The organism is Acinetobacter sp. ANC 4204, from assembly GCF_002135205.1.
GTDB lineage: Bacteria > Pseudomonadota > Gammaproteobacteria > Pseudomonadales > Moraxellaceae > Acinetobacter.
On record NZ_NEFZ01000006.1, the window covers coordinates 22,911 to 39,953 of the forward strand.

The following is a 17,043-nucleotide window of genomic DNA, read 5'->3' on the forward strand; positions in this document are numbered from 1 at the left end:
AAAAATTGAAACTGGAGCTATCCATGTCTGGCAATATCGTAAATACAACTGATACTAACTTCGACGCTGATGTACTTCAATCAGACGTTCCTGTGCTTGTTGACTTCTGGGCAGGCTGGTGTGCGCCATGTAAAGCGATTGCACCTGTATTAGAAGTATTGGCGAACGAATACGAAGGTAAAGTGAAAATCGTTAAAGTTGACGTAACTGCTTGTGAACAAACGGCTGTGAACTACAACATCCGTAACATTCCTGCACTATTGATGTTTAAAAATGGTGAAGTTGTGGCTCAACAAGTGGGCGCTGCACCAAAATCGAAACTAACTGCTTTCATCGACGAAAACATTTAAACCTCGATTTAGAGCACATCATGAAATACGCTGTTTAAACAACAGCGTATTTTTTTCGGCTATAAATTGACAAGTTTGACTTTCTCTCTTATATTGCTTGCTCAAGAGATAAAGGATTATCCAATCCTGTCATTTTCTTAAAAGACACAACACATAAGATCGCCGCTCGGCAATACAAATTGTTTTGACACGCTTCTCTTCAAACAATGAATCAGTCCTCTGAATTGTTATTGTGCAAATACAATTGCGTTACTTCATTGCATGTCCGCGGCTAAATGTTGCTTCCTTTTCATCCTGTATCCTAGAATTTTTGATTCTTATCTGACCTCCTATGAATTTAACCGAACTCAAGAAAAAACCGATTGGCGAACTCATCAAAATTGCTGAATTTATGGGCCTTGAAGGAATGGCTCGTAACCGTAAGCAAGACATTATTTTTGCCATCTTAAAGCGCCATGCGATGAATGGCGAAGAGATCTTTGGTGATGGCGTTTTGGAAATTCTGTCAGATGGCTTCGGCTTCTTACGCTCTGCAGCAGGTTCTTACCTTGCAGGTCCAGACGACATTTATGTTAGCCCATCTCAAATTCGTCGTTTTAATCTCCGTACTGGTGACACCATTACGGGAACGATTCGCCCACCAAAAGAAGGCGAACGTTATTTTGCACTGTTAAAAGTGAATCAAATTAACTACGACACCCCTGAAAACTCTCGTAATAAGATTTTATTTGAAAACCTAACGCCATTATTCCCGACTGAACAGTTGGTGATGGAACTTGGTAACGGCACCACTGAAGATTTAACTGCACGTGTAGTCGACTTAGTTGCACCCATTGGTAAAGGTCAACGTTCAATTATCGTTGCGCCGCCAAAAGCGGGGAAAACCATGTTATTACAAAACATCGCCCAGTCGATTGTACGTAATAACCCAGAGTGCTTCCTCATCGTTCTTCTGATTGATGAACGTCCTGAAGAAGTAACAGAAATGGAACGTACAGTTCGTGGCGAAGTGATTGCGTCAACGTTTGATGAATCTCCTGCTCGTCACGTTCAAGTGGCTGAAATGGTGATTGAAAAAGCCAAACGTTTGGTTGAACACAAAAAAGACGTTGTGATTCTTCTCGACTCCATTACCCGTTTAGCACGTGCATACAACACCGTTGTGCCTTCATCAGGTAAAGTTTTAACTGGTGGTGTCGATGCACATGCACTTGAGCGCCCTAAGCGTTTCTTCGGTGCAGCACGTAATATTGAAGAAGGTGGTTCACTGACCATCATTTCTACAGCCTTGATTGAAACAGGCAGTAAAATGGATGAAGTGATCTACGAAGAATTCAAAGGTACTGGTAACCAAGAAATTACGCTAGACCGCCGTATTGCTGAAAAACGTGTCTTCCCTGCGATGAACATCAAAAAATCAGGTACACGTCGTGAAGAACGCTTAATGTCTGAAGATAACCTTCGTAAGGTCTGGATTTTACGTAAGTTACTTCATACCCAAGATGAACTCGCAGCAATGGAGTTCCTACTTGATCGTATGAAAGAAACTAAAACCAATGATGATTTCTTTGACCAAATGAAACGTAAAGCAACCAGCTAATCTGACTAATCTTATAAAAAGGCTGTCTCTAGGACAGCCTTTTTATTTGGTTGACACCACTTACACAATGAAACATTTCAAAGCACGGTATGTAAACTTATTTGCAAGTTTTTGATAAACAAAAATTTGAAATAAAAAAGCTCCATCTTTTTAGATGTTTATTCGGCATTTATCCAATATAAACCCTGCTATTAATTGTTATTTTCTGTTAAAAAATCACTGTTTTTAGACCATTTTTATCACTTTTTTCACCTTAGCTAGTAGCAATTCAAAATGCGCAGTGATAGCATATTTGCAGACCAGTTAGACTGCTCCTGCGTTGTTAGTCCCTAACAAAATTAGGAACAATAAAAGCATACAACAGACTAACGTCGGTTTTTTTTAATCTCATATTTTAGAGAGTGATGCCATGTTATTCAAAAAAATCGCTATTGCTGCTGCAGTTGCTACTACTTTAGCTTTCGTTGGCTGTGCTAAGAAAGAAGAAGCTCCTGCTGCTGCTGCTGCATCTGAAGTTGCTGCTGCATCTGAAGCTGTTCAAGCTGCTTCTGAAGTTGCTGTAGACGCTGCTGCTGCTGCTTCTGAAGCTACTGCTGCTGCTTCTGACGCTACTGCTGCTGCTTCTGACGTTGCTGCTACTGCTGCATCTGAAGCTAAAGCTCACTAATCACTTTCGATTAGTCAGTAAAAAAGAGAGCCCTTGGCTCTCTTTTTTTATGCTGAAAATTTAGTTTAAGACTTTGCTACCCATTATCAGTAGCAAGTCAGCTTAAACCTACACCTGAAGCAAAAAAAAGCAGATCAATCGATCTGCTCATTTCCCACACGCTGGCGGAATTTCTGCCCTGCGCGGAAGGTTACTACACGGCGTGCAGAAATCGGAATTTCTTCACCCGTTTTCGGGTTACGACCTGGACGTTGACGTTTATCACGCAACTCAAAGTTACCGAAACCAGAAAGTTTAACTTGCTCACCAGAGATTAGCGCTTGGCTAATCTCATCAAAAAACAACTCGACCATTTGTTTAGCTTCACGACGGTTTAAACTCGTGAGCTCACTTAGATGGTCAGCCATTTCCGCTTTTGTTAATGCTGTCATGAAGCCCTCAATGTCGCCTGATAAGTGTTTTCCAACACGTGTAAAATATGATCCATACCGGATTTAATTTCAGCATCTTCAAGCGTACGTGATGGGTGCTGCCAAAGAAGTGCAAATGCCAATGAACGCTTACCTTCTTCAACGCCTTGCCCAGTGTACACATCGAACAACCAAGTCGAGTCTAAAAGCTCACCACCTGTTTTTTCGATAAGTTGCTGAATTTCACTTACATTTATCTTATCACTAATTAAAAGCGCAATATCACGTCTAACCGACGGAAAACGTGATAATTCTGTAAAATTAGATACATAAGTTTGCAAAACAGCCGATTGATCAAGTTCAGCCACCCAAGTTGTGCTCAAATCCAGTGCATCTTCTAAAGATGGATGTAATCGACCAAAGTAACCAATAGATTGACCATGGACTAAAACCTCAGCAGACTGACCCGGATGCAACCAACTACGTTCAGAGCGAACATATTCAACCTGCACACGACCTGCTGCCAATACTTCTTCAATTTCGCCTTTGAAATCAAAGAAATCCATAGCTTGAGGTTTAGCATGCCAAGTTTCTGACGTTTTTGCACCTGTTGCAATCACTGCAAGGGTAGGAATTTGTTTCAAATCATGAATAGATTCAGCATCTTGATAGTCGAAACGTAAGCCGAGTTCAAAGAAACGCACACGACTTTGTTGGCGGTTTACGTTATATTGCACACACGGAATCAAACTAGAAAGCAGTGTTGAACGCATCACTGCTAAATCGCTTGAAATCGGGTTAGCCAAAGCCAAAGGATTCACAGCCGCATTGAGTTGCTTCTCAAGCTTTAAGTCTGCAAAGCTAAAGCTAATTGCTTCTTGATAACCCAAAGTCACAAGGGTTTGACGAAGCTGAGCCACTTCAAATTGGTCTTGATATTGAGCCAATTGCGCTTCAATTTTTGGCAAACTGATTTGAATATTGTCATAACCATGAATACGCGCAACTTCTTCAATCAGGTCTTGGTAGATCGCCATATCATAACGGTGTGAAGGCGGAACCACTGACCACAGACCTTCTGCTTTAACCGTCACAGCACAACCTAAACGGGTCAATGCATCCGCAATAAATCCAGCATCTACGCGATAACCAAGCAATTGATCCACTTGCACTTGTTCCAGCTCAATCGCTTCACGCTTCGGTAAAACTGCCGTTTGTTCTACAGTTGTAATCGGACCGAACTCACCACCCGCCAATTCTGCAATCAATTGTGATGCACGATGCATCGCGAGCATTGGTAATTCAAAATCGACACCACGTTCATAACGCTGCGACGCATCCGTATGTAAACCAAAACTACGCGCACGGCCCGCAATAGCTAATGGAGCAAAGAACGCAGACTCTAAGAAAATGTCTTGGGTTTCATCACTAACAGATGAAGACAAGCCACCCATGATGCCTGCAATCGCCAATGCTTTTTCATCATCCGCAATCACCATGACTTTTTCATTGAGCTCAACTTCTTGTTCATTCAGTAGAACCAATTTTTCAGTTGCATTCGCTTGACGAACTTGAACCGAACCTTGAATTTTCGCCGCATCAAAAGCATGTAACGGTTGACCCAACTCCATCAGTACATAGTTGGTAATATCAACCAAAATACTGTGCTGACGAATCCCTGAGCGAACCAAAGCACGTTCCATCCACTCTGGGGTTGCTGCTTTGGTATTCACATTTTTAATCACACGACCTAAATAGCGTGGGCAGCCTTCCGTGCTCACCACAACTTTTTTCTCATCGGCAATAGTTGCAGCTACAGCATTAATTTCAGGTGCAGTCAGGGTCAGTTGATTAATCACCCCAATTTCACGGGCAATACCACGAATACTGAAACAGTCACCACGGTTTGGCGTGATACTGATATCAATCACATGATCATCAAGCTGTAAATACTCACGAACATCCACACCGACAGGTGCATCTGTAGGCAATTCTAAAAGACCATCAATTTTATCTTCTAAATCAATTTCAGACGCACCGCACAGCATACCTTGTGATTCAATACCACGAAGTTTGCCTTTTTTGATTTTGAAATCACCCGGAAGCACCGCACCAATGGTTGCCACAGGGGCTTTCATACCGACACGTACGTTTGGCGCGCCACACACAATTTGCAATGGTTCACCTGAACCAATATTGACGGTTGTCACACGTAAACGGTCTGCATCAGGATGTTGTTCTACGGTCAATACCTCGCCAACAACTACGCCAGTGAACGGTTTTGCCGCAGGCGATAAGTCATCGACTTCTAAGCCCAACATGGTTAGTTGGTCAGATAACGTATTGCTATCAACGGCTGGGTTCACCCATGTACGCAACCAATTTTCGCTAATTTTCATAAATTCAATTTCCTTAATCTCCCCCTAACCCCTTCTGTATAAAAGAGGGGAAAACCACGTACTCTATTTTTGACTGTGGAAGTCCCCCTTTCTTAAAGGGGGATTTAGGGGGATTTCTATAAACCTTTAAATTGTTAAATTTGTATTTAAACCATTAAGCAAATTGGCGTAAGAAACGCACATCGTTTTGGTAGAACATACGTAAGTCATTGATGCCATAACGAAGCATCGCAAAACGTTCCACACCTAGACCAAAAGCAAAGCCTTTGTATTTTTCAGGATCAATACCCGCAGCTTGCAATACATTCGGATGCACCATGCCACAACCGAGTACTTCTAACCATTTACCACGCTCGTCCATAATGTCCACTTCAGCACTTGGCTCTGTGAATGGGAAATAAGATGGACGGAAACGTACTTTTAAGTCTTTTTCAAAGAATTCGTTTAATAGATTGACCAACAAACCTTTCAGTTCTGCAAAGCTGGTATTTTCAGCGACATACAAACCTTCAATTTGATGAAACATTGGCGAATGCGTTTGGTCAGAGTCACAGCGATATACACGACCCGGACAAACAATACGAATCGGAGGTTGCTGGGTTTCCATAGTACGAATCTGCACACCCGAAGTATGGGTACGTAGCAAATGGGTCGCATCAAAATAGAAAGTGTCGTGCATTGCACGTGCAGGGTGATGCCCTGGAATATTTAAAGCTTCAAAGTTGTGATAGTCATCTTCAACTTCAGGACCAGTTTCAATCACAAAACCTGCTTTGGTAAAGAACTGACAAATACGCTCTTGCACTTGAGTGACCGGGTGAATACTCCCAATCGTTTGACCACGACCTGGTAGAGTAATATCAACCGTTTCACTTGCGAGTTTCTGCGCCAACGCAGCTTGTTGTAATTGTGTTTGGCGTTCAGTTAAAGCACTGGTAATCGCTTCGCGGACTGCATGAATTTGCGCACCAAAAACTTTACGCTCTTCAGGGTCCATTTTACCTAAAGCTTTCGATTGCTCAGCGAGCTGGCTTTTCTTACCCGTAAACTGCACTCGTACTTGATCGAGTGTAGCAAGGTCCTCTGCTGCTGCAATCGCAGCGAGCGCTTCAGTGGTCAGGGCTTCCAGTGACATAGTAACTCTCAAAGCAACAATTTATAAAATTAATAAAACCCCATATTCTATCAGTTTTTAAGCGTGTTGATGAAGCTCTACGATCAGGAAAATTTGTTTAGTACATGGTTTTATAATCAGGTTAAGATAGGGCCATCACAGAAGAGAACAACAAACGATGTCGCTTGATCCTATTTGGCAACAACAACTTACTTTAGTGACTTATGGCAATGAATATTTGCGTCACAACCTAAGTTTCCAACGTTGGTTAGAACACGCCATTTTTGACCGACATTGCTTTCAGTTTCGTGATCTGAATAGCCAACATTTACTGGCTCAGCATTTTCAAGTATGGCTTGAAGCCTTAAAAAAACAAGGGGTCAAACAACTCAGTCTACATAGTTCAACATTGCTAGCAGATGAAAAGAACCCCAATCCAAATATTGAACTGCTTGCTACACCACATATTATTGTGAGTCATCAAGCACAGCAAAAAACTGCTTGGATTTTCGGTAAAGAACTGGCTGAGTGGTACAGCGCCGAACAAGATTTTATAATTCCAAAAGCACAACAAAGCTCAATCCGTAGCGAAAATTTATGGCGTTTTGAACTGAATCATAAACTCAGCAAACGCATTGAAGCGGATTTACAAACGCCGAAATGGGATGAAATCGAAAACTTTACCGAACAAGAACTCTTTAGTGCGCCATTTGCGCAAGGTTTGGTCGAGCCTGATGCTGTAGACTTACCTTACTATGGACAACAAGATGCCATAGATGAAGCCCACCATCTCTCTCTTTTACCGACAGACTACGCTGCTGATTATGCACATCAAACGCTGTATCGTTTAGATGCCCTATCAGCATTGATCCAGACCAAGATTCAACATCCTTACAATGCAGAAGGCCAAGTCCTCACGCCAGATGAGCAATTGAACCTACGTCATTTTGAGCAAAAGATTGATGATTTAAAGACCAAGTTCATCGTAAAAGTAGCCAATCACTATCAAACCGCACAGCTAAGCCCCAAAAATACACCTACACCACTTGATGCTCGCAATCATTCCGCAGCTAAATTAAGTCCGATAGAAACCAAGTCTCATGAAACACAGCATAAATCTGGAAAAACTGGGGTGTTTGCTTTAATTGTGATTACACTTTTAATTTGCGTATTGGGCTATTACTTTGGGTTATAACCCTCGCTAATATAAAAAGCGCCAAACTTATCCGTGGGCGCTTTTTTATTTCCCCACACTAAATCATGCTGTAATTAAATAATTAAAAGGCTGAATCTTAATTTGTATTTTATGTTCATCGGCATGTTGATTAATATAATGATTGACTGAAACCACCTCGCCTTCTAGCTCTGCATCAGGCCCATACATAATTTTGACCGACTCACCTTTCCTTGGAACCATTTGTAACTCTACAGCAATACTGCCTTGTCCCATCCCTGTAATCTCTACAAGCATATCCTGATCCTTGTCTTATCAATCTTTTTATTTATTAGGCATCTATCACATTTCAGATTAAAGCAGATTTATGTAACCAAAGTTCAGCTATGGTTTTACATATAAGACTTCATTTTTTCATGTTTCATAAATTTAAGCTGTGCTCTACTCAACCACCAATTGATTTAAAAAGTTTTTCACCTGTTTAGGTGTCTTTAAATGAATCCACTTTATATGCTGATATTCGGGCATCTGCATCATGTTTAAATATTTTTTTCTATTTTTAGCATGGGTTTTCACCATCCACCAAATGATTGAATCACGACCAAACATACGCAAGAGGCTTTCACGATTATTGGAGTTTTCCCATAAATCTTGTTGCGCCCATGCACGTTGAACAGCACGTTTCACAGAACGATACAGATTGACTGGAAATGGTAAGTCCAACCAAATAACCGTATCAATTTCCGCCCATTTCACAGGAATGGCTCGGGTATAGTTACCATCAATGACATAACCTTGTGTCGCTTTTTGTGTTTCAGACTCAATTTTGGCAAAAAATACTTCATCTGGACATTCCTGCCAATCATCCAACCAAAATAAGTTATCTAATTCAATATAATACAAGCCTAGCTTCTCAGCCAAAGCTCTGGAAAAGGTCGATTTGCCCGTGGCTGATGTACCAACTACGTTTATTCTTTTCATTGTTGTATCCAATTCCAATCCAAGCTTTTTCGCTATACATCATCATGGTTGTATCGCACGCTAATGTCTAGTCTATGATTTGCTTTGATGCATCCCGCTCAAATCACATAATCATAATATCCAACGCTCACCCGCCCGATGGAATATTTTTAGTTTTTGATGAATACCTATAACGCTCTAATTTTGAAACATCAAAACTCTCAATGGGATTAAAAGAATAGGCAATAAAAAAGACCGCTAAAAAGCGGTCTTTTTTAAGTCTTAAAGACTTATGCAGCTAATGCATCTTTAGCTTTAGAAGCTAAAGCAGCAAATGCAACTGCGTCATGCATAGCGATGTCAGCAAGTACGCGACGGTCGATAATCACTTGAGCTTTTTTCAAGCCAGCGATCATACGGCTGTACGATAAACCATTTAGACGAGCACCAGCATTAATACGCGCAATCCATAAAGCACGGAATTGACGTTTTTTCTGACGACGGTCACGGTAAGCGTATTGACCCGCTTTGATTACTGCTTGGAACGCTACGCGATATACGCGTGAACGAGCGCCGTAGTAACCTTTAGCACGAGCAAGAATTTTTTTATGACGGCGATGAGCCTGTACACCACGTTTTACACGAGCCATTTATAATCTCCTTAGATGTATGGGCACATACGACGAACTGAAGCAACGTCACTCACGTGAACCATTACACAGCCGCGTAATTGACGAATACGCTTAGCAGATTTTTTGGTCAAAATGTGGCGTTTGAACGCTTGTTTACGCTTGAAACCGTTTGCAGTCGCTTTGAAACGCTTAGCTGCACCACGGCGAGTTTTCATCTTAGGCATAACAACCTCTTTTGAACACCTGTTCGGAACGTTTGCACCATTGCAAAACGACCTGCAGGTAAGGGAGCGAATATTCTAATCGAACTTTGTCTAAAACAAAAGCAAATAATCAACAATAAAAGTAAGCTTAGTCTATTTCCCGATAAGCTTTAAGCGATGAATTTATAAACACACGCACATCCAAGCCGTATAATGCCTCATCCATCTAATATTATATCCTTATGAACGTCAAACAGGATGCGTTTGCTGCGCTCCGCTACCGAGACTTCTCGATTGTTACACTGAATCAATTTTGCCTGACACTCGCTATTTTAATTCAGGAAATTATTGTGGCATACTCCTTGTACACCCTCACTAAAGATCCTCTGACTCTAGGTTTAATTGGTTTAGCAGAAGCAATCCCCTTTATTGCACTTTCCTTATGGGGTGGTTATTTTGCCGATCGTTTTAATAAACAAAGTATCATGAAAATCTGCTTATTCTTTGCCATTCCACTGCCCTTGGTGCTATGGGGATTATTTCATGCTTATGGCTTAAAGCACATCGAGCTCTCCACCCTGTCATGGGGTGTATATGCAGTGATCTTTGGTCTAGGAACGATTCGAGGTTTCTATAATCCATCCGCAACGTCTCTCAAACCCTTTTTAATTCCACGAGACATTTATGCCAACGGCGCCACATGGACCACCATTGGTTGGCAAAGTGGGGTGATTATTGGCCCGATGCTGGGTGGGTTGATGTTGGCTTTTTTAGGTCGTGAAACCAGTTTAATCAGTGTAGCAGTGCTACTTGGTCTGTGCTTTTTACTCGTCAATCTTTTAAGTAAACGCACGTTTCCTGAAATTGAAACAGAACATGTGCTGCAAAGCCTAGGTGAAGGCTTTCGCTTTATTGCTAAAACTAAAATCGTCCTCTGGGCCATCTCACTCGACTTAGTCTCGGTACTGTTCGGTGGTGTGATTGCTTTACTCCCGATCTTTGCTGAAGATATTTTAAAAATTGGTCCAGAAGGATTAGGCTATTTACGTGCAGCACCGTCAATTGGTGCGCTTATCACCATGATTGCGCTAACTCGTTTTCCACCCACCCGACATGCTTGGCGCAATATGCTGCTTGCTGTTGCAGGTTTTGGGCTATTTACACTTTTGTTTGCTTACTCAAACTCCTTATGGCTGTCTTTGTTTGCTCTGGCTATGACAGGGGCTTGCGACAGTATTTCAGTGGTAATCCGTCAGACCATTTTACAAATTTATCCTCCTGAGAATATGCGAGGTCGTGTTGCGGCAGTAAACGGTATGTTTGTATCGAGTAGTAATGAATTAGGGGCATTTGAGTCAGGTCTTGCAGCTAAATATTTAGGTCCTGTGATTGCAACAGTTTTTGGCGGCAGCATGACCTTATTGGTGGTCGCACTGAGTTGGGCTAAAACCAAAGACTTATTTGGCGTCGACATTACTCAAGCCGAGCAGAAATAGTTTTTAATTTAACAATATAACTTGCGAGTCTTTTCAATTCAGGAAATACTCGCAACCATTATTTAAGTCATACGCACTGGATGCGTTATAAAAGAAATTGATCATATGAAACCACTCTTATTGCTTGCATTATCAACATTGCCCGTTCATTTAAGCCATGCAGCTCAGCCACCATTAGAACTCACCATTCAAAAAAGTTCAGCTCAATCAGCACATTTGACCACGCGTATTCAATGGGTCGATTTTCCCAAACCCCAATATAAAAATAGCGATTTAAATCAGCAAAACCGTGCAGCGATTATTCGTATCTATGCAGATGAAACAGGCGATGTGACCAAAGCCACCGTACAGGAAAGTACTGGGCTCAAAGCTTTGGATGAAAAGTTGGTGAATGCTGTGCTTCAAGCCAAAGTAAAACCTTTTGTTGAAGATGATACTGCTTCTGCCGTCATTGGTTATCAAGTTTTTAATTTAAAACTAACGCCAGATGACGCCGAAGCATGTAACTACACCTTTGACTCTAAGAACTGGCTTGCGCAACAACAGCAACAAAAAGTGCCTTTTCAATATCAGGCTCAACCTACGCTTGCGCTAGATTCAACGCAGTTGAATGGTCATGACCGTCAAATTAAATTTAGCTTTAAAGCCGATAAACACGGTAACATTAAGAAGCCCAAAATTACCAAAGGTTCAGGTATTTACGAGCTTGATCAACAAGTTTTACAAGCCGTTGCAAATAGCAAAGTCAGTGTTAAACGCACAGCAAGCACATTGTGGCTCTATAAAAAATCTAAATTTAAAGATGTGATTGAATTTGACCTTGAGTCTTGTCACTAAAATCTAAAAGGACACGAGTTTTCGATAGCTCGTGTCCTGACTTCTTACAAAGCTAAAAACCATTAAAAATCTGTTGGTCAATGACAGCATTTGAAGACCGATTAGAATTGACTAAACATCCAATACACAAAAAGATAACGCCCTATTTTTGCAATGCTCACCATCAATAAGAAACGAACAAAGTTTTCTTTGAGCAATCCTGCAATCAGAGTAATCGGATCACCAATGATGGGCACCCAACTAAGCAATAAAGACCAAAAACCATATTTTTGATAAATGCCCTGTGCCTGCAACATCTTTTGCTCTGAGACTGGAAACCATTTTTTGTTTTTGTATTGCTCAACTTTAAGACCCAGCCACCAATTGACACAACTACCTAGAACATTGCCTAAACTGGCGACAGCCACTAGTAACCAAACTGGATACTGCGTCTGAGCCAACAATCCCACCAAGACTGCCTCTGACTGTAACGGTAGCAGTGTCGCAGCTCCAAAAGCAGAAAGGAAAAGCAGTCCTAAGGTCCACATCATTTTATGATTTTAAACCCAGTTTTTTCTTGGTTGAGTTATAGGTGTAGCCTGACCAGACCAATGTTAAAATCAACAAAAACCAACGTGACCATGAATACTTATCGGCAATCGGTTCAATTGCAGCACGGAGTACCGCCTGATCTTTGGTATTGAGCAGTTCAATGATTTTTTGAATGTGTACCGCTTCAGCTACAAAAAGCATCAAACATCCCGCAATCCCCACAATAATACTGAGATAGATTTTAGGATTTGCTTCAATAATGCGGGTTAAATTGAGGAAAAACTCTTTTTTCATTACGCTGATGTCCAAACAACCTTCAACAAAAAAGCCACCCATCGGTGGCTTTAAAGAATGGCTTATACCTTGAAGGCACTAAGCTTAACACAATTCAAGTCATTACTTTTGTACCTAATTAACTCGAATCGCCAGTGCTCGTTGTACTGCAGGGCGTGCTTGAATACGCTCCATATAAGCTTTGACATTAGGATAATCATTTAAATCAATTTGTTGCCATTCATAACGCAAAATCCATGGGAAAATAGCCATGTCTGCAATTGAATACTCTCCTGCCACATAATCTTGCCCAAAAAGTTGCTTGTCTAATACAGCATATAGACGTTTGGTTTCATTAACATAGCGTTCAGTTGCATAGGCAATACGTTCAGGAGCAAATTTACTAAAATGATGGTTCTGTCCAAGCATAGGGCCAAAACCACCCATTTGCCACATTAACCACTGCTCAACTTCAACACGGAACTGCTCATCCCGTGGATAAAACTGCCCTGTTTTACGCCCTAAATACTGCAGAATTGCTCCTGACTCAAACACCGAAATAGCTTCACCTTTGGGGCCATCTTGATCCACAATCGCAGGAATTTTATTGTTAGATGAAATACGAAGAAAATCAGGTTGAAATTGGTCATTTTCTAAAATATTAATGGGAAAGACTTGATACTCCAAACCCATTTCTTCTAATGCGATGCTAATTTTATGTCCGTTGGGTGTTCCCCAATAGTACAAATCAATCATTCTTATTTCCTAAGTTTATTCGCTTATTTTAGATACACGATATCATAATTAAACGTGATTATTTTTATGTAATTTTATATATTATTTAGCACATATTTGAATAAAAACCACCCAACAAAATGAATAAAATCATTGATATTCCAAGCCCGATCAATTTAAAAGACCCGCTTGAAGCGACTCAATGGGCAAAAGAAGCGAATATTAAACGTCCTTACCGGTTAGAGTTCTTCAAACACTATATTTCACAAATTCTAAGCCACCCAAAGCCTGATGTTCGTATTTTAGAACTAGGTTCAGGGCCAGGTTTCTTGGCGTATGAACTTCTAGATAGACGCCCCAATATCAATTATACCGCCGTCGATTTTTCAGTAGCCATGCATAGCTTAGCCAAACAACGTTTAGCTACTATTGCTTATACGTCTGTAGATTTCATCATCGCTGATTTTAAACAGCAGGACTGGTATACCGCCCTTCTTAATCAACGCTTTGATTATGTTCTCATTCATCAGGCTTTACATGAACTTCGCCATAAAGCATATACCAACGATTTTCATAAAAGCATTGCGCAACATGTAATTCAGCCTAATGGTACATATTTCATCACTGACCATCTTGCTGAACCCGATGGACAGATGGGTAATCGAGAATTATATATGAATAAACATGAACACATTGAGAGCCTAAAGAATAGTGGCTTTGGTAATGTTGAAATTGCACTTGAAATAGATGGCTTATGTGCTTTTCAAGTTACTTTATAGCTAGATTAGATGCAGTTTATTAAAAATGGTTCATCGTTAGGTAATAAAAAAGCACTGCATAGGCAGTGCTTTTTTTAATCAATAGATTATTACTTTTTCTTTTTAGGACCAAGCAACATACCCATTTGACGACCTTCCATTTTCGGTGCTTGTTCTACAACACCCACTTCAACCACATCTGCTTCAACTTTTTGTAATTGAGCCAAACCAAGTTGTTGGTGTGCCATTTCACGACCACGGAAACGAAGGGTAATTTTTACTTTGTTGCCTTCTTCAAGGAACTTAGTGATTGCACGTAGTTTTACGTTGTAATCACCAACATCAGTACCCGGGCGGAGTTTGATTTCTTTCACCTGTACTTGATGCTGTTTTTTCTTCGCTTCTTTCTGCTTTTGCTTTAGATCAAACAAATGCTTGTTGAAGTCCATGATTTTACAAACAGGCGGTTCAGCGTTGGCTACGATCTCAACAAGATCAAGCTCAACACTTTCAGCAGCGCGTAATGCTTCTGCCAAGCTAACAATACCTTTTTGCTCACCATTTTCGTCTACAAGACGGACTTCTTTCGCACGAATTTCATCATTCAACGCAGGACGGTTTGATTTGTTACCGCCCTGTTGATTACGGTCAGGCTGTTTAATCGCTGTTACTCCACAATGTACCGGCCGCGTTCGGCAACGGCTGCTTTTACTAAGTCAACGAAAGCGTCGATTGACATAGTACCCAAATTTTTCCCAGAGCGGGTACGGACATTTACTGTACCTTCCTCTACCTCACGGTCCCCAAGTACCAGTAAGTAAGGAATACGCTCTAATGTACGTTCACGAATCTTAAAGCCGATTTTCTCATTTCTCAAGTCTGAAATCGCACGGAGACCGTTTTCTTTAAGTTTAGCGACGACTGACTCACATGCTTCCGCTTGTGAATCGGTAATGTTCATCACACATGCTTGGATTGGTGTCAACCAAGGTGGCATAAAGCCCGCATAGTGTTCGATTAGTATACCAATAAAACGTTCAAAACTGCCAAGTATTGCACGGTGCAACATCACAGGTTGATCACGATCATTGTCTTCAGTGACATATGACGCATCTAAACGTTCTGGCAGATTGAAGTCACATTGGATTGTACCACATTGCCATACACGGCCTAAGCAGTCTTTCAGTGAGAATTCAATTTTCGGACCATAGAATGCACCTTCACCCGGTTGAAGTTCCCACTCCAAACCAGCAGCATCTAAAGCATCTGCTAAAGATTTTTCAGCCATATCCCAAAGTGCATCATCCCCGACACGTTTTTCCGGACGAGTAGATAACTTCATCTGCACTTCTTCAAAACCAAAATCTTTATAAACATCTAAAGTCAGTTTAATAAAGTCTGCCACTTCAGGCCCAATTTGTTCTTTGGTACAGAAAATGTGTGCATCGTCTTGAGTAAAACCACGAACACGCATAATCCCGTGCAATGAACCCGATGGTTCGTTACGGTGACATGAACCAAATTCAGCTAAGCGAATTGGTAAATCACGGTAAGATTTCAAACCTTGGTTGAACACTTGCACGTGACATGGGCAGTTCATTGGCTTCACTGCATAGTTACGACTTTCAGAATGCGTCGTAAACATGTTGTCTGCATAGTTTGCAGCATGGCCTGATTTTTCCCACAGCGTAAAGTCTACGATTTGTGGTGTTTTAATCTCAAGATAACCATTGTCTTGCTGCACTTTACGCATGTATTGTTCAAGTACTTGGTAAATCGTCCAACCATTTGGATGCCAGAACACCATACCTGGTGCTTCTTCTTGCATATGGAATAGGTCTAAAGCTTTACCGATTTTACGGTGATCACGCTTTTCAGCTTCTTCAATACGTTTGATATAAGCCGCAAGCTGTTTCTTGTCTGCCCACGCTGTACCATAAATACGTTGAAGTTGTTCATTCTTCGCATCACCACGCCAGTAAGCGCCTGAAATTTTAGTCAGCTTGAACGATTTTAAGAATTTAGTATTTGGTACGTGCGGACCGCGGCACATATCCAAATAATCTTGATGGTAGTACAAGCCCATTTGTGTTTCTTCAGGCATGTCCGCGATCAAGCGTAATTTATACTCTTCACCACGTGCAGTGAATTCTGCAATCACTTCGTCACGCGGGGTCATTTTTTTGATGACATCATAATCTTGGTCGATGAGCTTTTTCATACGCTCTTCGATGGCCGCCATATCATCTAAAGTAAATGGACGTGGCATCCAGATGTCATAGTAGAAACCTTCTTCAATGACAGGACCAATCACCATTTTCGCTTCAGGGAACAATTGCTTAACCGCATGCCCCACCAAGTGAGCGCAAGAGTGACGAATAATTTCGACCCCTTCTTCGTCTTTAGGCGTAATAATTTGAAGGCTTGCATCCGTGGTAATCAGATCAGATGCATCGACTAAACGACCATCGACTTTTCCTGCAACTGTATTTTTAGCAAGACCTGGACCGATGCTCAGTGCAACGTCCATCACAGATACGGCTTGATCAAATTGTTTTTGATCGCCATTTGGCAAAGTGATAATTGGCATAAAAAATCCTTAAGGAGTGATGCCCCGTACCATGGAGCATGTCACCGCGAGATTATGATCGAGGTAAAACCTCAAAAGATAAAAACGGTGGATAAATAAAATCAGTCGAATTTTACACGTGTTATCCACAGGATTAAACCTTTTCGCCTAGAAAATTCGCTTTTCGGCGCATTTTGAATTCATTTGCCAGTCCATCACATCCCTCAAATAAGGGATTTGCTGTTAAACCTGCATATCACCACAAAGCTCAGAATAACGATTGCATCTATTTTTATTAAAAAATACCGTAACACAAGGAGACACAAACCGATCAA

General features: G+C 41.1%; 19 protein-coding genes. 7 read left to right on the top strand and 12 right to left on the bottom strand.

Features of this window, described 5'->3' with window-relative positions; translation table 11 throughout:
- Positions 1 to 23: 23 nt before the first annotated feature.
- From trxA to B9T36_RS12670, 3 genes are all read left to right on the top strand, one after another.
- Positions 24 to 350 carry a thioredoxin gene (gene trxA / locus B9T36_RS12660; protein WP_086209832.1) on the top strand — a complete coding sequence of 109 codons (327 nt, stop codon included), beginning with the start codon at positions 24 to 26 and terminating at the stop codon, positions 348 to 350.
- A 331-nt stretch (positions 351 to 681) separates the two neighbouring features.
- Positions 682 to 1,950: a transcription termination factor Rho gene (rho, locus tag B9T36_RS12665; RefSeq protein ID WP_004692266.1), complete on the top strand. Its 1,269-nt coding sequence runs from the start codon at positions 682 to 684 to the stop codon at positions 1,948 to 1,950.
- 409 nt (positions 1,951 to 2,359) lie between these two features.
- Positions 2,360 to 2,617 (top strand): hypothetical protein, encoded by a 258-nt coding sequence (locus B9T36_RS12670; RefSeq protein WP_086209833.1) that lies wholly within the window; start codon positions 2,360 to 2,362, stop codon positions 2,615 to 2,617.
- Positions 2,618 to 2,751: 134 nt separating this feature from the next.
- On the opposite strand, the gene B9T36_RS12675 is transcribed toward B9T36_RS12670, so the two are convergent.
- The 3 genes from B9T36_RS12675 to pheS form a co-directional block, all read right to left on the bottom strand.
- The gene (locus tag B9T36_RS12675; protein ID WP_004649746.1) at positions 2,752 to 3,048 is read right to left on the bottom strand and encodes an integration host factor subunit alpha; all 297 of its coding nucleotides are present in this window, start codon (positions 3,046 to 3,048) and stop codon (positions 2,752 to 2,754) included.
- Entirely contained in the window at positions 3,045 to 5,426 is a 2,382-nt protein-coding gene (pheT, locus tag B9T36_RS12680; protein WP_086209834.1) for a phenylalanine--tRNA ligase subunit beta, read from the bottom strand. The genes B9T36_RS12675 and pheT overlap by 4 nt, the downstream gene beginning before the upstream one ends.
- Before the next feature lie 154 nt (positions 5,427 to 5,580).
- Positions 5,581 to 6,561, bottom strand: a complete 981-nt coding sequence (pheS, locus tag B9T36_RS12685; RefSeq protein WP_086209835.1) for a phenylalanine--tRNA ligase subunit alpha — start codon at positions 6,559 to 6,561, stop codon at positions 5,581 to 5,583.
- A 157-nt stretch (positions 6,562 to 6,718) separates the two neighbouring features.
- Here pheS and B9T36_RS12690 point away from each other — a divergent pair, with 157 nt between their 5' ends.
- Positions 6,719 to 7,735, top strand: coding sequence for a hypothetical protein (locus B9T36_RS12690; RefSeq protein ID WP_086209836.1), 1,017 nt, complete (start codon positions 6,719 to 6,721; stop codon positions 7,733 to 7,735).
- 63 nt (positions 7,736 to 7,798) lie between these two features.
- On the opposite strand, the gene B9T36_RS12695 is transcribed toward B9T36_RS12690, so the two are convergent.
- The 4 genes from B9T36_RS12695 to rpmI form a co-directional block, all read right to left on the bottom strand.
- Complete coding sequence (locus B9T36_RS12695) at positions 7,799 to 8,011, bottom strand: KOW motif-containing protein (protein WP_086209837.1); 213 nt, start codon at positions 8,009 to 8,011, stop codon at positions 7,799 to 7,801.
- Between the two features lie 144 nt (positions 8,012 to 8,155).
- Positions 8,156 to 8,695, bottom strand: a complete 540-nt coding sequence (locus B9T36_RS12700; RefSeq protein WP_086209838.1) for an adenylate kinase — start codon at positions 8,693 to 8,695, stop codon at positions 8,156 to 8,158.
- A gap of 269 nt (positions 8,696 to 8,964) precedes the next feature.
- A complete protein-coding gene (rplT, locus tag B9T36_RS12705) occupies positions 8,965 to 9,324 on the bottom strand; it encodes a 50S ribosomal protein L20 (RefSeq protein WP_004692276.1) in 360 nt (119 codons plus the stop codon).
- Positions 9,325 to 9,335: 11 nt separating this feature from the next.
- Positions 9,336 to 9,530: a 50S ribosomal protein L35 gene (rpmI, locus tag B9T36_RS12710; protein ID WP_004278281.1), complete on the bottom strand. Its 195-nt coding sequence runs from the start codon at positions 9,528 to 9,530 to the stop codon at positions 9,336 to 9,338.
- Between the two features lie 221 nt (positions 9,531 to 9,751).
- Here rpmI and B9T36_RS12715 point away from each other — a divergent pair, with 221 nt between their 5' ends.
- A complete protein-coding gene (locus tag B9T36_RS12715; RefSeq protein WP_086209839.1) occupies positions 9,752 to 11,005 on the top strand; it encodes an MFS transporter in 1,254 nt (417 codons plus the stop codon).
- A 105-nt stretch (positions 11,006 to 11,110) separates the two neighbouring features.
- Positions 11,111 to 11,842 (top strand): energy transducer TonB, encoded by a 732-nt coding sequence (locus B9T36_RS12720; protein WP_086209840.1) that lies wholly within the window; start codon positions 11,111 to 11,113, stop codon positions 11,840 to 11,842.
- A 101-nt stretch (positions 11,843 to 11,943) separates the two neighbouring features.
- Here B9T36_RS12720 and B9T36_RS12725 read toward each other — a convergent pair whose 3' ends face one another.
- The 3 genes from B9T36_RS12725 to B9T36_RS12735 form a co-directional block, all read right to left on the bottom strand.
- Positions 11,944 to 12,372 carry a YqaA family protein gene (locus B9T36_RS12725; protein ID WP_086209841.1) on the bottom strand — a complete coding sequence of 143 codons (429 nt, stop codon included), beginning with the start codon at positions 12,370 to 12,372 and terminating at the stop codon, positions 11,944 to 11,946.
- 1 nt (position 12,373) lies between these two features.
- A complete protein-coding gene (locus tag B9T36_RS12730; protein ID WP_086210013.1) occupies positions 12,374 to 12,667 on the bottom strand; it encodes a hypothetical protein in 294 nt (97 codons plus the stop codon).
- A gap of 114 nt (positions 12,668 to 12,781) precedes the next feature.
- Positions 12,782 to 13,402, bottom strand: coding sequence for a glutathione binding-like protein (locus tag B9T36_RS12735; RefSeq protein ID WP_086209842.1), 621 nt, complete (start codon positions 13,400 to 13,402; stop codon positions 12,782 to 12,784).
- A 119-nt stretch (positions 13,403 to 13,521) separates the two neighbouring features.
- On the opposite strand from B9T36_RS12735, the gene B9T36_RS12740 reads away from it, so the two are divergent.
- Positions 13,522 to 14,160 carry a class I SAM-dependent methyltransferase gene (locus B9T36_RS12740; RefSeq protein WP_086209843.1) on the top strand — a complete coding sequence of 213 codons (639 nt, stop codon included), beginning with the start codon at positions 13,522 to 13,524 and terminating at the stop codon, positions 14,158 to 14,160.
- An 89-nt stretch (positions 14,161 to 14,249) separates the two neighbouring features.
- Here the strand turns inward: B9T36_RS12740 and infC are convergent, their stop codons facing one another.
- Positions 14,250 to 14,747 (bottom strand): translation initiation factor IF-3, encoded by a 498-nt coding sequence (infC, locus tag B9T36_RS12745; protein ID WP_395579355.1) that lies wholly within the window; start codon positions 14,745 to 14,747, stop codon positions 14,250 to 14,252.
- Between the two features lie 59 nt (positions 14,748 to 14,806).
- Complete coding sequence (gene thrS, locus B9T36_RS12750) at positions 14,807 to 16,729, bottom strand: threonine--tRNA ligase (protein ID WP_086209845.1); 1,923 nt, start codon at positions 16,727 to 16,729, stop codon at positions 14,807 to 14,809.
- Positions 16,730 to 17,043: the final 314 nt, after the last annotated feature.

Bases quoted from the DNA above. Each gene is read 5' to 3' on its own strand.
- B9T36_RS12670 (WP_086209833.1), top strand. From the start codon at position 2,360: ATGTTATTCAAAAAAATCGCTATTGCTGCTGCAGTTGCTACTACTTTA.
- B9T36_RS12725 (WP_086209841.1), bottom strand. From the start codon at position 12,372: ATGATGTGGACCTTAGGACTGCTTTTCCTTTCTGCTTTTGGAGCTGCG.
- B9T36_RS12735 (WP_086209842.1), bottom strand. From the start codon at position 13,402: ATGATTGATTTGTACTATTGGGGAACACCCAACGGACATAAAATTAGC.
- rho (WP_004692266.1), top strand. From the start codon at position 682: ATGAATTTAACCGAACTCAAGAAAAAACCGATTGGCGAACTCATCAAA.
- B9T36_RS12715 (WP_086209839.1), top strand. From the start codon at position 9,752: ATGAACGTCAAACAGGATGCGTTTGCTGCGCTCCGCTACCGAGACTTC.
- B9T36_RS12675 (WP_004649746.1), bottom strand. From the start codon at position 3,048: ATGACAGCATTAACAAAAGCGGAAATGGCTGACCATCTAAGTGAGCTC.
- rpmI (WP_004278281.1), bottom strand. From the start codon at position 9,530: ATGCCTAAGATGAAAACTCGCCGTGGTGCAGCTAAGCGTTTCAAAGCG.
- B9T36_RS12695 (WP_086209837.1), bottom strand. From the start codon at position 8,011: ATGCTTGTAGAGATTACAGGGATGGGACAAGGCAGTATTGCTGTAGAG.
- pheT (WP_086209834.1), bottom strand. From the start codon at position 5,426: ATGAAAATTAGCGAAAATTGGTTGCGTACATGGGTGAACCCAGCCGTT.
- B9T36_RS12700 (WP_086209838.1), bottom strand. From the start codon at position 8,695: ATGAAAAGAATAAACGTAGTTGGTACATCAGCCACGGGCAAATCGACC.
- rplT (WP_004692276.1), bottom strand. From the start codon at position 9,324: ATGGCTCGTGTAAAACGTGGTGTACAGGCTCATCGCCGTCATAAAAAA.
- B9T36_RS12730 (WP_086210013.1), bottom strand. From the start codon at position 12,667: ATGAAAAAAGAGTTTTTCCTCAATTTAACCCGCATTATTGAAGCAAAT.
- B9T36_RS12740 (WP_086209843.1), top strand. From the start codon at position 13,522: ATGAATAAAATCATTGATATTCCAAGCCCGATCAATTTAAAAGACCCG.
- B9T36_RS12720 (WP_086209840.1), top strand. From the start codon at position 11,111: ATGAAACCACTCTTATTGCTTGCATTATCAACATTGCCCGTTCATTTA.
- pheS (WP_086209835.1), bottom strand. From the start codon at position 6,561: ATGTCACTGGAAGCCCTGACCACTGAAGCGCTCGCTGCGATTGCAGCA.
- thrS (WP_086209845.1), bottom strand. From the start codon at position 16,729: ATGCCAATTATCACTTTGCCAAATGGCGATCAAAAACAATTTGATCAA.
- B9T36_RS12690 (WP_086209836.1), top strand. From the start codon at position 6,719: ATGTCGCTTGATCCTATTTGGCAACAACAACTTACTTTAGTGACTTAT.
- trxA (WP_086209832.1), top strand. From the start codon at position 24: ATGTCTGGCAATATCGTAAATACAACTGATACTAACTTCGACGCTGAT.